At 38.7% G+C, this 15399-nt stretch carries 17 protein-coding genes; all 17 read left to right on the top strand.

From position 1 onward, the window contains the following. The first annotated feature begins 48 nt into the window (after positions 1-48). Positions 49-315, top strand: coding sequence for a DUF1294 domain-containing protein (locus IGI97_RS08055; protein WP_002357729.1), 267 nt, complete (start codon positions 49-51; stop codon positions 313-315). A gap of 19 nt (positions 316-334) precedes the next feature. After that, positions 335-1363, top strand: a complete 1029-nt coding sequence (locus IGI97_RS08050; protein ID WP_002357727.1) for a lysylphosphatidylglycerol synthase transmembrane domain-containing protein — start codon at positions 335-337, stop codon at positions 1361-1363. A 140-nt stretch (positions 1364-1503) separates the two neighbouring features. Beyond that, positions 1504-2079: a molybdenum cofactor guanylyltransferase gene (mobA, locus tag IGI97_RS08045; protein ID WP_002357726.1), complete on the top strand. Its 576-nt coding sequence runs from the start codon at positions 1504-1506 to the stop codon at positions 2077-2079. 15 nt (positions 2080-2094) lie between these two features. After that, positions 2095-2919, top strand: a complete 825-nt coding sequence (locus IGI97_RS08040; RefSeq protein WP_438738369.1) for a formate/nitrite transporter family protein — start codon at positions 2095-2097, stop codon at positions 2917-2919. Continuing rightward, a complete protein-coding gene (locus IGI97_RS08035; protein WP_002363879.1) occupies positions 2909-3490 on the top strand; it encodes a hypothetical protein in 582 nt (193 codons plus the stop codon). The genes IGI97_RS08040 and IGI97_RS08035 overlap by 11 nt, the downstream gene beginning before the upstream one ends. Then, entirely contained in the window at positions 3478-3966 is a 489-nt protein-coding gene (locus IGI97_RS08030; protein ID WP_002357722.1) for an NADH-quinone oxidoreductase subunit NuoE family protein, read from the top strand. Before IGI97_RS08035 ends, IGI97_RS08030 begins: the two co-directional genes overlap by 13 nt. 11 nt (positions 3967-3977) lie before the next feature. Beyond that, entirely contained in the window at positions 3978-5276 is a 1299-nt protein-coding gene (locus IGI97_RS08025) for a complex I 51 kDa subunit family protein (protein WP_002394421.1), read from the top strand. A 2-nt stretch (positions 5277-5278) separates the two neighbouring features. Continuing rightward, positions 5279-7999: a formate dehydrogenase subunit alpha gene (gene fdhF / locus IGI97_RS08020; protein WP_438738367.1), complete on the top strand. Its 2721-nt coding sequence runs from the start codon at positions 5279-5281 to the stop codon at positions 7997-7999. A gap of 17 nt (positions 8000-8016) precedes the next feature. Then, a complete protein-coding gene (locus IGI97_RS08015; protein WP_379896970.1) occupies positions 8017-9219 on the top strand; it encodes a molybdopterin molybdotransferase MoeA in 1203 nt (400 codons plus the stop codon). 262 nt (positions 9220-9481) lie between these two features. Further along, positions 9482-9991 carry a cyclic pyranopterin monophosphate synthase MoaC gene (moaC, locus tag IGI97_RS08010; RefSeq protein ID WP_438738364.1) on the top strand — a complete coding sequence of 170 codons (510 nt, stop codon included), beginning with the start codon at positions 9482-9484 and terminating at the stop codon, positions 9989-9991. Continuing rightward, positions 9988-10962: a GTP 3',8-cyclase MoaA gene (gene moaA, locus IGI97_RS08005; protein WP_438738362.1), complete on the top strand. Its 975-nt coding sequence runs from the start codon at positions 9988-9990 to the stop codon at positions 10960-10962. The genes moaC and moaA overlap by 4 nt, the downstream gene beginning before the upstream one ends. Before the next feature lie 2 nt (positions 10963-10964). Further along, a complete protein-coding gene (locus tag IGI97_RS08000; RefSeq protein WP_002357714.1) occupies positions 10965-11399 on the top strand; it encodes an MOSC domain-containing protein in 435 nt (144 codons plus the stop codon). Continuing rightward, entirely contained in the window at positions 11392-11874 is a 483-nt protein-coding gene (locus IGI97_RS07995) for a MogA/MoaB family molybdenum cofactor biosynthesis protein (RefSeq protein ID WP_086317854.1), read from the top strand. Before IGI97_RS08000 ends, IGI97_RS07995 begins: the two co-directional genes overlap by 8 nt. Positions 11875-11877: 3 nt before the next feature. After that, complete coding sequence (locus tag IGI97_RS07990; RefSeq protein ID WP_379896967.1) at positions 11878-12849, top strand: molybdopterin-binding protein; 972 nt, start codon at positions 11878-11880, stop codon at positions 12847-12849. 18 nt (positions 12850-12867) lie between these two features. Further along, positions 12868-13668, top strand: coding sequence for a molybdate ABC transporter substrate-binding protein (gene modA, locus IGI97_RS07985; RefSeq protein ID WP_002357711.1), 801 nt, complete (start codon positions 12868-12870; stop codon positions 13666-13668). An 8-nt stretch (positions 13669-13676) separates the two neighbouring features. Then, on the top strand, positions 13677-14348 hold the full coding sequence (modB, locus tag IGI97_RS07980; RefSeq protein ID WP_002357709.1) for a molybdate ABC transporter permease subunit: 672 nt from the start codon (positions 13677-13679) through the stop codon (positions 14346-14348). Further along, positions 14345-15349 (top strand): ATP-binding cassette domain-containing protein, encoded by a 1005-nt coding sequence (locus IGI97_RS07975; RefSeq protein ID WP_010828773.1) that lies wholly within the window; start codon positions 14345-14347, stop codon positions 15347-15349. The genes modB and IGI97_RS07975 overlap by 4 nt, the downstream gene beginning before the upstream one ends. Positions 15350-15399 lie beyond the last annotated feature (50 nt).

The raw sequence follows: 15399 nt of genomic DNA, 5'->3' as shown, positions 1-15399 counted from the left end.
TCAGAACAAGGTATCCTAGTACAGTAACTAGTTAGGAGGCCAGAAAGAATGCTTCAGTGGATAGTAATCATTTATTTCCTCGTCATTAATTTAGTATTGTTTAGTATGATGGGTTATGATAAAAAACAAGCAAAACGTGGGGACTGGCGTATTCCAGAACGCCGCTTATTGACGATAGGACTTGTCGGTGGCGGTCTAGGTGGGCTAATGGGACAAAAGAAATTTCATCATAAAACCCAAAAACCAGTTTTTGCATTGTGTTATTCAATTGGCGTAATCGCGATGATTAGTTGCATCTATCTAACGTTTAAGTAAGAACAAAAAAGGAGAAGCGATGAAAGGAAAAGTAAAAATTGGCTTAAATATGTTGTTAATGATTATCGTTTTAGGCGTAATCTTTTATGTCATGGATAATTCATTAAGTGATATTTTTGCTCAACTGATGGAAACGAGTTGGCTGGTGCTGATTGCTGTTATTTTTTTTGGAGTAGTTTATCAATTTGCAGAAGGGCGCTCAATCAAGGAAATAGCTCGTTATTTTAACAAAGACTTTACAACAGTGGATGGTTTTTTTACTTCTTGTTATGTAGCATTTTATCGGATTATTTCATTTGGCACGGGAACCTTGCTTTCAGAAATTTATTTTTATAAGAAAAAGGGAATTCCTGTTTCTAAAAGTGTGGGGATAACGGCATTACATATGATTATGTACAAAGCAGCCGTGATTTTTTTAGCAATTATTGGTTTGATTATTCAATTTTCCCTGTTTTATGAAAATGCGCCTAAGATGATTCCATTCATTTTAGCAGGTGTTATTTTAACATTAGTAATAATTGCAGCATTACTTATTTTATCTAGTAGCTTAAAGTTGCAAGTTTTATTGGTTAAGTTTGCCAATCGTTGGTTTAAACGACCAAAACTAAGAGATTGGGTGGATAATTGTAATTTACAAATCTATTCCTTGCGGGCAGCTGTCCAAACAATTACACAAGATCACTCAGCGTTGCTTCGAATCTTTTCATGGAATGTATTTAAATTATTATTTTGGTACATTATTCCTTACATTGTTTTAGTAGAAAATCACCCGAATATTGATTTATTATTAGTGATGTCCTTTACCAGTTTTGCTGTTATTCTTTCAGGAGTTATTCCGACACCTGCTGGCATTGGTCCATTTGAATTTGTTTACTTATTGTTGTTTAAACCATTGGTCGGCAATGTTGATGCTGTAGCATCTGTTTTACTGTATCGATTTGGTAGCTTTGTGTTACCCTTTTTGATTGGCTTGGTTTATGTCGCCATTGAGAAACGAAAATCATTACGCATTGAGATTGAAGAAATAAAACGTCAAACAGATGAATAAGGTAGAACGAGAAAAAGAGCGACTCTTTTTATCGTTCTTTTTTTTTAAAAGGAATTGACTTGTACGAGGGATGTCTTATAATAGACTTAATACATGACTAAAAAATATTTTTTTGAACTAATAAAAATTATGGTAAAGGGGTGGCGAAAATTATTGCTGATTGTACAGCAGTGCTGTTATGCGGCGGGAAAAGTTCACGGATGGGATTTGATAAAGCATTATTGAAAATTCAAGGCCAATACGTGATCTTGCAAACAGCTGAAAAGTTAATGGAACTGTTCGAAGAGGTTATTTTAGTAACGAATGATAGTCAAAAATTTCCTAAGGCGTTTAGAAAATGCACAATCATTCAAGATATGTATCTTGGAAAGGGGCCATTAGGTGGGATTGTGACAGCAATGAACTATACTCAGAAAGCTGAAGTGTTTGTAATTGCCTGTGATATACCAACTTTTTCTCCTAAACTTGTGTATCAGTTAGCCTCTAAGCGTGGACAAAATCAAGTAACAATCTTTGACTTTGAAGGTCGTCAAGAACCATTATTTGGCTTTTATCGATGTTCTTGTTTACCAACATTTCAAAAACAGCTTGCGCAAAATAACTATCAGGTTCGCCAAGAATTTGAGCGTCTATCTGTAAAAACGGTGCAACTATCAAAAGAGAATCAACTTAAAAATGTCAATCGAAAAGAAGAATTGTCTCAGTGGTATCGATAAAAAGGAGGAATCGTAATGGATTTTTTCAGTAGTGAAGAAATAGTTGCAAGCTTAGGTGATAAGGCAAAAATGAAAGGGAAATTATCGTTTGTTCGACTCTGTATTTTAGGCATCATGGCTGGTTTTTGTATTGCACTGGGTTACTTGGCGTTTATTCGTATCACTGGAACCGTCCCCACAGAATGGGGAAGTTTTAACAACTTTCTGGGTGGAGCTTTATTTCCAGTTGGGTTGATAGCGCTTACTTTTGTTGGTGGTGAGTTAGCAACAGGCAATATGATGGTAATGACATTAGGCGTATTACAGAAAAAGGTTCGAGTGGGCACTCTTTGTTATAACTGGCTAGTTGTTTTATTGACCAATTGTCTAGGCGGATTTCTTGTGGCGTATTTATTTGGCCATATTGTTGGGTTAACTGAAGGTGCGTTTCTGGATAAAACAGTCGCAGTTGCTCAGGCGAAAATTGCTGATCCACCGCTAGTTGCTTTTGTTTCAGGGATTGGCTGTAATATTTTTGTTTGTTTAGCGGTTTATCTCGGAGCGTTGGCAAAATCATATTTAGGTAAAATGTTTGGCTTATGGTTTCCTGTCATGGTTTTCGTTGTTTGTGGGTTTCAACACGTGGTCGCCAATGCATTTATTATTCCAGCGGCAATTTTTTCACAAAGTACCACAATCAGTTGGTGGGATTATTTGCAGAATACATTATGGGTATTTTTAGGCAATGCAGTAGGGGGCAGTCTTTTTATGGCCGTACCATTGATCTTTATGACAAAACCAGCAACTGTCAAACCAAGAGTTGAGAAAACGATTCAGACGGAGGAGCTCTATGGCAATTGAGGTACCAAACATGATTCAAATTGGATCTACTGGTCGGAATAGTGGCAAAACGACATTAGCCGAAGCCCTTATTAAACAGTACCAAGAAGTCTATCCAATTTATGGCTTGAAGATTATTACGATTAGTGGTCAACGAGGGGTGTGTCAACGAGGCACAAAAGGATGCGGAATTTGTACCAGTATTACAGCTGGTTATGAATTAGTAGAAGAGCAAGAGACGATTGGCAATAAAGATACCATGAAATTATTAGCTGCAGGCTGTCAAAAAGTTTTTCTATTGAAAGTTTTTCAAGAAAATTTGGCGGAAGCCATTCAGCAATTTCTGAAAGCTGTGCCGGCCCAAGCATTAATCATTTGTGAATCAAATTCATTACGTAATGTTGTGCAGCCAGGACTATTTCTTATGATGAATAACCAGAATCGCCAAAAAGAATCAGCAAAAAAAGTTATAGATAAAGCCGATTTTTGTTTACTATCTGCTGAAATACCAAAAGAATTGCGTATCTATTATCAAGGAGAACAACTTCAAGTTTCACTAAAAAGGGGGAATAAAAAGGAATGTGTGCATTAAGCTTAATTGAAAAAGAAGCGATTATTCTAGAAAACGATGCTGATCCACAACGAATTTTAAATATTTTAATTGAATTACAATTTGCTTCAGAGGAAGGGTATATCGATCAGGAGACAGCTCAATTAGTTGCAGAGCATCTACATTTAACGGAAGCGCGAGTCTATGAAATCGTCAGTTTTTATGCCATTTTAAAGACGGAACCGCAAGCGAAGTATGTCTTGAAGATTTGTAACAGCACACCGTGTCATTATACTGGTGGGGCGATGGTTGCCGAAGTTTTAGAAACTATTTTAGAAGTGCCAGAGAATCAGCCGACACCAGATGGCTTATTTATGTATCACAGTATTCCTTGTATCGGGGCTTGTGATTTGGGTCCAGTGATTAAAATTAAGGACACCGTTTTTAGTCAACTAACAGAAGAGAAAATTTATCAATTAATTCAACATTTACAAAATGATTGCTATGAAGGATTGTAGGAGGTGAGTCAATGCTTAAGAGAAACCAACCAATGTTATTAGAGAGAATGGGGAAAATGCAATCTGCGACCGATGTTGCTGAATATTGTAAATACGATGGATTTGATGGTTTAAAAAGAGCAATTTCACTATCGGATGAAGAAATTTTAAACGAACTTGATGTTGCTCACTTAAGAGGTCGCGGTGGAGCAGCCTATCCTTTAGGAAAAAAATGGCGCCATCTTTATCATGCAAAAGGAACCACAAAGTACATTGTTTGTAATGCTGATGAAGGCGAACCAGGGACCTTTAAGGATAAAGTACTTTTATCTGAAGATCCATTGAGTGTGATTGAAGGAATGATCATTGCTGGCTATTTATTTTCAGCAAAAGCAGGTTATATTTATATGCGAGGAGAATATCGCAGAATTCAAAAAACATTTCAAGAAGCACTCGATAATGCACGACAAGCTGGCTTTTTAGGGGAAAACATTTTAGGAATTGAAGGATTCAATTATGATATTACGATTATTTCTGGTGCTGGCGCCTATATTTGTGGGGAAAATTCAGCACTTTTAAATTCAATTGAAGGAAAAACGGGGCGGCCGCGTGTCAAACCACCACACTTAGCAGATGTTGGTTTATATTTGCAACCAACATTAGTGAATAATGTTGAATCATTTGCAAGTGTTCCCGTAATTTTACGAGAAGGTGGACAAGCCTTTTTAGAGATGGGTACTGCCGATGGTGGCGGCACAAAGCTAATTTGTTTGTCTGGACATATTAAAAATCGGGGCTTATACGAGGTCAACCTTGGAACACCATTAGAAGAAATAATTTATGGCGAGCAATACGGCGGAGGCTCTGCAACTGGTCGATCATTAAAATTTATTCACTTCGGTGGACAATCCGGTCCAATTGGTGCTGTCGCAACGTTAAGGGATTGTTTGTATTCCTACGAAGATTTATGGGCCCATGACTTATCTGTCGGCTCTGGTGCAATTGTAGTAATGGATGATTCAGTCAATGTTGTGGACTATTTAGTACACGTGGCAGCCTTTTTTGCTCATGAGTCCTGTGGTAAATGCACCCCTTGTCGATTGGGAACAACTAGGATTTTGGAATTATTGAGTAAATTCAATCGGAACGAGGCAACAGCTAGTGATTTGCCACGATTGGAAAAGATGCTCACGCATGTCACGCGATTATCAGCTTGTGGTTTGGGCCAATCCGTCGCAAATCCAATGAAGAGTGCATTGGCTTTGTTTCCAGAAGAATTTGAAACGACTGCTGAAACAGAAATCTATGCCACCAGCAAAGGAGGTTGGTAAAAATGAAAACAAAGTTGCATACGCAAACAGTTACGTTGTCTATTGATAACCAAGAAGTAACTGTGCCTAAAGGGACTACTATTCTCGAAGCAGCGAAAGGGCTAGGTGTTGAAATTCCAACACTCTGTCATTTAAAGGAATTAGCACCTGATGGTTCTTGTCGGATGTGCGTGGTTGAGGTGGAAGGCGGCCGACGTGGTGGCTTAACAACTGCTTGTACGGCACATTGTCAAGAGGACATGGTTGTGTCAACACATTCTGAAAAAGTTGCTGATTCCAGACGTTTTATTCTTGATTTATTATTGAGTAATCATAAATTAGAATGTTTTTCTTGTGGAAAAAACGGGGATTGTCAATTACAACAGTATGCGCTAGATTATGGGATTGATGCCACTAGCTTTACCGAGGGAAAAAGAATGCCTTGCCATCAAGAAGATACCAGTAATCCATTTTTCTCTTATGATCCAGAAAAGTGTATCATGTGTCGTCGTTGTGCCCGTGTCTGTCAATTGCGGCAGGGAAGAGATGTACTCAGTATTGCTAATCGTGGCTTTGAAACAAAAATGATGCCGAGTTATGGGCAGGCGTTTGATCAATCTATCTGTGAATCATGTGGCAATTGTGTCTCTTCCTGTCCTACAGGAGCGTTAACAGCAAAAGATACGAAAGAGTACCGCAAATGGGAAACCCAGAAAATTCCTACAACTTGTCCGCATTGTGGGACAGGCTGTCAGATGAATTTACTCGTTAAAAACAATCGTTTGGTGGGTGTTGAACCCCTGGATGGACCAGCTAATAAAAATTTACTTTGTGTGAAAGGAAAATTTGCTTCATATAAATTTGTTGGGTCAGGAGATCGCTTAACGGAGCCATTAATTAAACGGAATGGGATTTTTGAACCTGCTTCTTGGGAAGAAGCCTTAACGCTTGTTTCGTCAAAATTTAACGAAATTAAAGCAGAAAACGGTCCGGATGCTCTTGCTGGTTTTTCGTGCTCTAGAGCGACAAATGAAGATAATTATGTCTTTCAAAAAATGGTGCGTGCTGCTTTTGGTACCAATAATGTTGATAACTGTGCCCGTGTTTGTCATTCGGCTTCGGTCCATGGTTTAGCCCAAACCTTAGGCTCTGGTGCGATGACTAATCCTATTGCTGATATCACTGAAGATGTCGACATGATTTTATTAGTAGGTTCCAATCCAGAAGAAGCTCATCCAGTGATTGGTGCGCAAATTCGCCAAGCCATCCAAAGAGGAACACAAGTTGTTGTTGTTGATCCGCGGAAAATTAACTTAGTGAAGGATAGTGCACTGCATTTACAAGTTCAGGCGGGAACGAATGTCGCATTTGCTAATGGCATGATGCATGTGATTTTGAAAGAAGGTTTAGCAGATCGCCATTTTATTGAAGAACGGACAGAAGGATTTTTAGATTTAGAAAAAATGGTGGCTGATTATACGCCAGAAAAAGTCGCAGAAATTTGTCATATTCATCCAGAAGATTTAATTCAAGCAGCACGCATGTATGCAAAAGCAGAGAAAGCACCAATCATTTATTGTTTAGGCGTAACGGAACATTCGACAGGAACTGAGGGTGTTATGAGTATGTCAAATTTGGCAATGTTGGTTGGTAAAGTTGGAAAACCAGGCTGTGGTGTCAATCCTTTGCGAGGTCAAAATAATGTTCAAGGTGCTTGCGATATGGGCTGTATGCCTTATGATTTCCCAGGCTATCAAAAAGTCAATAATCCAGAAGTAATCGACAAATTTGAAAAAGCTTGGCATGTGCCGTTAAATCGAAACACAGGTTTAACTTCTACTAAAGTCTTGCCAGCAGCAACGGCAGGAAACGTCAAAGGCCTTTATATTTTTGGAGAAGATCCAATTGTTACGGATCCAGACACAGGACATGTTCGTCAAGCTTTAGAAAGTTTAGACTTTTTAGTTGTTCAAGAATTATTTATGACCGAAACGGCTGCTTATGCAGATGTCGTTTTACCAGGTATCAGTTATGCAGAAAAAGACGGGACATTTACAAATACAGAACGGCGCGTGCAAAGAGTTCGTAAAGCTGTTGAACCAAGAGGACAAGCGCGAGAAGACTATGAAATTTTTTGTGAAGTCATGACACGAATGGGCTATCCTTGTGCGTATGAATCTGCAAAAGAAATTATGAAAGAAATTTCAGCTGTGACGCCTTCGTTTGGTGGAATTAATTATGAACGATTAGAGAAGGAGAGCTTACAATGGCCTTGTCGGAGCTTGACAGATCCAGGTACGCCGATTATGCATGTGGGCAGTTTTGCTCATGGGAAAGGTTTATTTAAAGCAATTCCGTATAAGCAAGCACAAGAATTACCAGATGAAGAGTACCCGTATTTAATGTCGACAGGCCGAATGCTTTACCATTACAATACCCGAGCAATGACAGGACGAACGGAAGGGATTAACCAAATAGCGAATCACTCTTATATTGAGATAAATGCAGTCGATGCACAAGCTCTGGGAATCCAAGAAGGTGACAAAGTTGAAGTTCATTCTCGACGTGGCAAAATTGAAACCTATGCGGCTGTCGGAAATCGAGTATTTCCGCAAGAAGTCTTTATGACATTCCATTTTCCAGATGGGAATGTTAACGAAATCACCAATGCTGTATTTGATGATATCGCCACAATTCCTGAATATAAAGTTTGTGCCGTTGCGATTAAACCAGTGAATAAATAAAAAAGGATGGTTAAAACATGATCGAGTTGGAAGAAGCACGAGAGAAAATGACCCAACATATGAAGAGTCAATGTGAAACAGAAGAAGTGGCGCTGCTTGATTCCTTGGGGCGGATTAGCGGAGAAACCATTTTTGCAGAGACAGCGATTCCTCATTTTCCTCGTGCCGGGATGGATGGGTATGCCGTTCGTGCAGTAGAAACACGAGGTGCGACTGCTGAAAGCCCAAGTTGTTTAAAAGTCGTCGGTTCTTTAGTGGCAGGGGATTCCATGTTTTATTGTAATCAGACGAATAACTGTGCGATTAAAATAACAACAGGTGCTTTTATTCCAACCGATTTTGATGCTGTAGTGCCACAAGAATGGACGGATTTTGGGCAAGACCATGTTAAAATTTTTCGCTCTGTCACTGCGGGCCAAAACTATGCGGAAATTGGAGAAGATATTGCTTTTCAGCAAAAAATTTTAGCAAAACATCAACAGATTAATAGTCGCATGATTGGTCTGTTGGCAATGCAAGGGATTGATAAAGTTGTTGTATTGAAGCGCATGAAGGTGGGGATTTTAGCGACGGGTAGTGAGTTAGTTTCTTTGGAAGAACCGCTGTCAGTTGGGAAAATTTATAATAGTAATCTCTACATGTTAGCAGCTTTTGTCAAAGCGAGTGGCAATGAAGTAATGCACCTAGATCATTGTTCAGATGATCCTGAAGAATTAGCAAAGAGGCTGATTGAGATTTCACCAAAACTTGATTTATTAATTACTTGTGGTGGTGTTTCGGTAGGTGAAAAGGACAATTTACCTTTAGCGATTAAACGTATCGGAGGAACAGAGTTGTTTCATTTTGTAAATATGAAACCTGGAACCCCAGTTATGGGAAGTCAATTTCAAGAAACACTCATTTTAAGCGTTTCAGGCAATCCGTTTGCGGCAATGGTTAATTTACATCTTTTTTACTGGACATTATTAGCTACTTTTTTTAATTGTGTCGAGTTAAATCTCAAGGAACGAACAGTAATTTTAGCGCATGAATTAGCACCAAGTAGACTACGTCGATTTTACCGAGCGAAAGAAATAGATGGCACAGTAAATTTAGTGACAAAAAGTCATCTTTCATCCAATTTATCAAATACTTTAGAAACAAATTGTCTGCTAGAACAACCAGCTGGTGTACTACTCAAAAAAGGCGCGCTTGTAAAAGTCTATTATTGGCAAACTTGATGACAACCTGACCTAAGATTAGTATGAAAGTAAGCCATCAGTCGAGTCGACTGGTGGCTTATTGCTTATCAAGTTTTAAGACTTAGACAAAAGTCTGGTCAGGCTAAGCGAAGCACGTAATTTTTGTCGCTTAACTTTTTTAACTTCGATTTCTCGCTAAAAAAAATTATGGATGCCAGATTGTTTTTTTGATACAAGAGTGATACACTTAAAAAAGAAGTATTGTGTAAACGTTAACAAATGTCAAATGTGAGGTGGAGAAATGGTTCAAAGTAAGGAATTTACGCACTTGAATACACAAGGAGAAGTGTATATGGTTGATATTTCGGAAAAAAATGATACTCAAAGAACAGCCCTTGCTTATGGAGAAATTCACATGTTGGAAGCGACAGCAGAAGCGATTCAGACCCAAATGATTAAAAAAGGTGAAGTATTACAGGTAGCAAGAATAGCTGGGATTACCGCCGCAAAACGAACGTTTGAATGGATTCCTTTGTGTCATTTGGTTGCTTTGACAAAGTGTGAAATTCAGTTTAATTGGCGCAATCAAACTTGTTTAGAAGTACGTTGCTTTACAAAAACAGTGGGTTCAACTGGCGTTGAAATGGAAGCGCTAACAGGTGTGCAGGCAGCACTCTTAACAATTTATGACATGTGTAAAGCAATTGATCGCGGAATGACAATGACAAACATTGGTTTATTAGAGAAAAATGGTGGACGCAGTGGTCATTTCATTCGTTCTTCAATTAAATCAAAGGAAAGTGATGAGTGAACAGCATGAAAGATGCATTTAACCGTGAAATTGATTATGTTCGTTTGTCTTTAACAGATCGTTGTGACTTACGTTGCACGTATTGCATGCCAGCAACAGGTCTTTGCTTTTTAAAAAAAGAGCAGCTTCTAACAGATGATGAGATTATTTTTTTATTGAGGATATTAGCGAAAGAAGGCATCAAAAAAGTTAAATTAACAGGTGGTGAACCGCTTGTTAGACCAAATTTACTCTCTTTAATTAAAAGGATAAAGCAAATCTCAGGCATCGAAAAAGTAACCCTAACGACTAATGGCATGAAGTTAGCTCGTGAGGCTCAAGGATTAAAAGAGGCGGGCTTGGACGGCGTTAATATTAGCTTAGACACTTTGGATCCAGAAGAATTTCGAGAAATAACAAGAGTTGGTCAGTTAAGGAATGTTCTGGCGGGCTTAGAACAAGCGATTGATGTGGGATTACCTAATATCAAAATTAATACTGTAGCTAGGAAAGAGCTAAGTGAAGCAACAATTGTAGAACTGGCTGAAATCGCTAAGAAAGAGACTGTGCATCTTCGTTTCATTGAAATGATGCCAATTGGATTAGGGAAGGAGCATCCAGGTAAGCAACAAGAAGAAGTAGAAGACATTTTAACCAAACATTATGGAACGTTACAACCATACCAAAAACCATTGGGCAATGGCCCTGCTAGTTATTACGCCTTAAAAGATTTTAAAGGAAAAATAGGTTTTATTAGTGCATTAGGGCATTGTTTTTGCGAGACGTGCAATCGGATTCGAATTACTGCAGACGGTCATTTAAAAACGTGCCTGCATTCTGCAGACGGCTACTCGTTAAAGGAAGCTTTAGCTATGGAACAAACAGCAGAATTGTTAGGGATTATCAAGAGTGGCATTGCCTGCAAGCCTGAAAAACATCTTTTCTTGGAACAACAAGGAGAACAACGATTTATGTCACAAATAGGAGGGTAAGTATGAAAACAGGAGAAATTATTGCAATAAATATTAGCCCGCGAAGAGGCACACAGAAAAAGGAAATTCCTGAAGTCAACTTAATTAAAGGCTTTGGATTAGAAAATGATGCGCACGGCGGGAATTGGCATCGACAAGTCAGTTTGTTATCTTTTGAAGAAATAACGGCTTTCAATGAAAAAGGAGCTCGGGTTGGCAATGGTGCTTTTGGGGAAAACATAATCGTCTCAGGGATTGATTTACGTCAATTACCTGTTGGAACGAAAATGAAAATAGGCGATTCCGAATTGGTGGTTACTCAAATTGGGAAAGAGTGCCATAAACACTGTCAGATTTACGCGCGAGTGGGCGATTGCATCATGCCTAGAGAAGGAATCTTTGCAGTCGTTGTGACAGAAGGTCATATTAAAAAAGGAGACCAGTTAGACGTTGTTTAAAGTGGGCATTGTAACATTAAGTGATCGTTGCTTTCAAGGGCTTGCTGTCGACCAATCGGGTCCCTTGATTCGTGAACAGTTACCTGCGCTCTACCAGGTAACCAAACAAACCATTTTACCAGATGAAGAAAATCAATTAGTAGAGCTATTGCAAGAGTGGTCTAAGACCTGTGATTTGATTTTAACAACAGGCGGCACAGGATTGAGTGAACGGGATCGGACCCCAGAAGCAACCTTACGTGTAGCAGAACGAGTCATTCCTGGAATCAGTGAGGGCTTGCGTCAACTTAGCTTGGAAAAAACACCATTTGCTATGTTAAGTCGAGGCGTTTCTGTTCAAAGAGGACGCACGCTCATTGTTAATTTGCCTGGTAGCCCGAAAAGTGTAACAGAACATTTGCATTTTTTGTTGCCTGTTTTGCCCCACGCTTTGGATTTAATCACAAATAAAAAAATCATACATGATGAGGAATAAACCATGAAAACAATTCGAACAGAACAGGCAGTTGGCCTTCCGTTGAGTCATGATATTACGCGAATTGACTATGGGAAGACCAAGGAAGTGTGTTTTAAAAAAGGACATATAGTTGTTCAAGAAGATATTCCAATTCTTTTATCATTAGGGAAAAAACATCTATTTGTTGCTTTAGACCCAGCGGAAATACATGAAGAAGAGGCAGCGACATTTTTGTATAACCTGTTAACAGATGACTCATGTCAGCCGAGTGAAGTCCATGAAGGGAAAATTGTTGCTAAAGCTAGCACGAGAGGTCTTTTAAAAGTCAATCGAGAAAAATTAATTGCTTTAAATGAAATTGAAGGTCTTGCCTTGTCAACTAAAATTACCAATATAGAAGTTCAGAAAGATGAAAAAGTTGCAGCCTTTCGAGTGATTCCACTAACAATTTCTAGAGGGCAATTAGAAAAGGCACGCCAGCTCAGCACGTCTGAGCCACTAATCTCTGTGAAACCTTTCAAAAAAATACGGGTCGGGATTGTAACTACTGGCAGTGAAGTTTACACAGGATTGGTTGAGGATGCTTTTTACCCTGTGTTAAAAGCCAAGTTCTCCGCGTATCCTTTAGTTACGATTGTCAAGCAAGAAATTGTCGATGATCAGCCGCAAAAAATTACTGTTGCGATCCAAAAGATGTTAGCACAAGGGGTTGATCTGATTGTTTGTACAGGTGGTATGAGTGTAGATCCTGATGATTTGACACCGTTAGCAATTAAGCAGACAGGTGCTGAAATCGTAACCCATGGGACACCAGTCTTACCAGGCTCAATGTTTTTGCTGGCTTATAAAGGAGAGCAAACGATCATTGGCTTACCAGGGGGTGTTTTATTTTCAGAAAAAACTGTTTTTGATTTGTTGTTACCAAGATTAATGGCCAAAGAAGTGATTAAAAAATCTGAAATTATTGACTTGAGTTATGGCGGGTATTTATAAAAGAAAAGAGGCGTTCAAATGTCTAAACAAAAAAAGACTGTGTTCTTGCTTAGTTTATTCAGTTTAGTTGCCCTAATTGCTGCATGTACAAATCAGCCGCAAAAAGAAACAGTTTCAACAAAAAAAGAAGAAATAACCCTTGCGGCAGCAGCTAGCTTAGAATCAGTCATGGAGAAGAAAATTATTCCAGCCTTTGAAAAAGAGCATCCAGATATTCAGGTAACTGGAACCTATGATAGTTCTGGAAAATTACAGATGCAAATTGAAAAAGGCCTAAAAGCCGATGTATTTTTCTCAGCTTCGACAAAACAAATGAATGCATTGGTTGCAGAAAAACTAATTAATAAAAAAAGTGTCGTTCCTTTATTGGAAAACCAGCTCGTTCTTATTGTGCCTAACCAAGATCAAGCAAAGTGGCATGATTTTTCTGATTTAAAAAAAGCCCAAATGATAGCAATTGGTGATCCTGCAAGTGTTCCAGCTGGTCAATATGCCGAAGAAGGCTTAAAAGCTTTAGGCGCTTGGTCTTATGTAGAAAAACACGCAAGCTTTGGCACGAATGTAACAGAAGTCCTTGAATGGGTAGCTAATGCAAGTGCAGAAGCTGGCTTGGTTTATGCGACAGATGCAGCAACCAATTCAAAAGTAGCGATTGTTGCGGCCATGCCTGAAGCTGCTTTGAAGAAGCCAATCATCTATCCAGTTGGTAAAGTTGCCGCCTCTAAGAAACAAAAATCAGCGGATGCTTTTTTAAATTTTTTACAGAGTCAACAATGCAGAAAATATTTTGAAAATATTGGCTTTAAGTTAACAAAGTAGGTGGGAAAATGGATGTTCGACCAATTCTTTTATCTTTTCAGACAGCAATAATCGCCATTTTATTTACTTTTGTTTTAGGAACAGGCGTTGCGTATATTGTTTTTCGTTTGAAAAATCGTAAATTAAAAATTCTTTTGAATAGTTTATTTACGTTGCCATTAGTTTTACCGCCGACGGTTTTTGGTTTTTTTCTCTTAACTATTTTTGGTGTTCAGCAACCAGTGGGCCAGTTTTTACTTGATTTTTTTGCCATTCAAGTTGTTTTTTCGTGGCCAGCTACGGTTATTGCTGCCGTTGCTGTTTCATTTCCTTTAATGTATCGTTCAGCCTTAACGGCGTTTGAACAAATGGATAGTGAATTGTTGGCGGTGGCCCAGACACTCGGATTTTCGGAAAGTCGATATTTTAGAAAAATTGCGTTACCTTTGTCGATGAACGGTCTCTTGGCCGGTGGCGTGTTAGCCTTTGCCCGCGGGTTAGGCGAATTTGGAGCGACGACAATGTTAGCAGGGAATATTGCTGGCAAAACAAGAACGCTTCCTTTAGCTATCTACTCTGCTGTAGCAAGTGGGGATTGGCGCTTAGCCAATCAATATGTTGTGATTATGTTATTACTTTGCCTGATTATTTTATTTTTTACGGAATTTTTTAGTCAGCGCGCTTGGAGAAGATCGGAATGAGATTAATTGTTGATATTCAAAAAGAATTGAAAAGTCATACTTTGCAAATTCAGTTTGAAACAAAGACGCAAACAACAGGAATTTTAGGTGCTTCTGGTTGTGGCAAGAGTATGTTATTAAAATGTATTGCGGGTGTTGAGACTGCGGATAAAGGTCAGATTGTTTTAAATGATCAAGTCTTATTCGATGCTGAAAAAAAGATCAATTTGTCGCCGCAACAACGAAAAATTGGTCTTTTGTTTCAGCAGTATGCGTTGTTCCCTCATTTGTCGGTAGTAGAAAATCTGACGTGCGTGACAAAAGATTTACAATTGGTCACTCAATTGCTTGCATCTTTTCACTTAACTAAAGTCCAACAACAATATCCTAGTCAACTTTCTGGAGGACAAAGACAGCGAGTAGCTTTTGCGCGAATGCTAGCGGCTCAGCCGGCTTACCTATTATTAGATGAGCCATTTTCTGCATTAGATGCACCCTTAAAGGAAGAGCTGCAAATTGAACTTCAACAGCGATTAAGTAATTTAAATCAACATGCCTTAATTGTGAGTCATAGTTTAGATGAACTGTATAAGTTATGTCAGAGTTTAGTGATAATCACAAAAAACCAAACACTTTTTGGTGCAACAAATCAATTATTTAACCAACCTCAAACGATTGAAGCAGCTAAACTCACTGGTTGTAAAAATATTTGGCCTGTCAAACGCATAGATGCGCACAGAGTCCAAGTGATTGGCTGGCAACAAACACTAACGGTTACACAAGAAGTTCCTATTTCTTGTCATTCTATAGGTATTCGGGCCCATGATTTCACAACAGAACCGCAGGCAACCAATCAAATCGAAGTGCATCACTTACAAACATTGTCAGCACCTTTTGAACAAAGTGCTTGGTTTCAACACCAACAAACCAAAATTTGGTGGAAAGGCAGCAATAGACTCAATCCGAAAGTTATTACTCAGTTATCCATTCCACCTACAGCAATTATGCCATTATGTCTATAAAATAGAAAAAGATTACGTGAAGCGGTTGACATATGATTGCATCTTCATTT

This window comes from Enterococcus sp. DIV2419 (assembly GCF_051711865.1).
GTDB classification, from domain to species: Bacteria; Bacillota; Bacilli; order Lactobacillales; family Enterococcaceae; genus Enterococcus; species Enterococcus faecalis.
The sequence above is the reverse complement of the archived record's forward strand: the minus strand, read 5'-3'. Positions and strand labels throughout refer to the sequence as shown.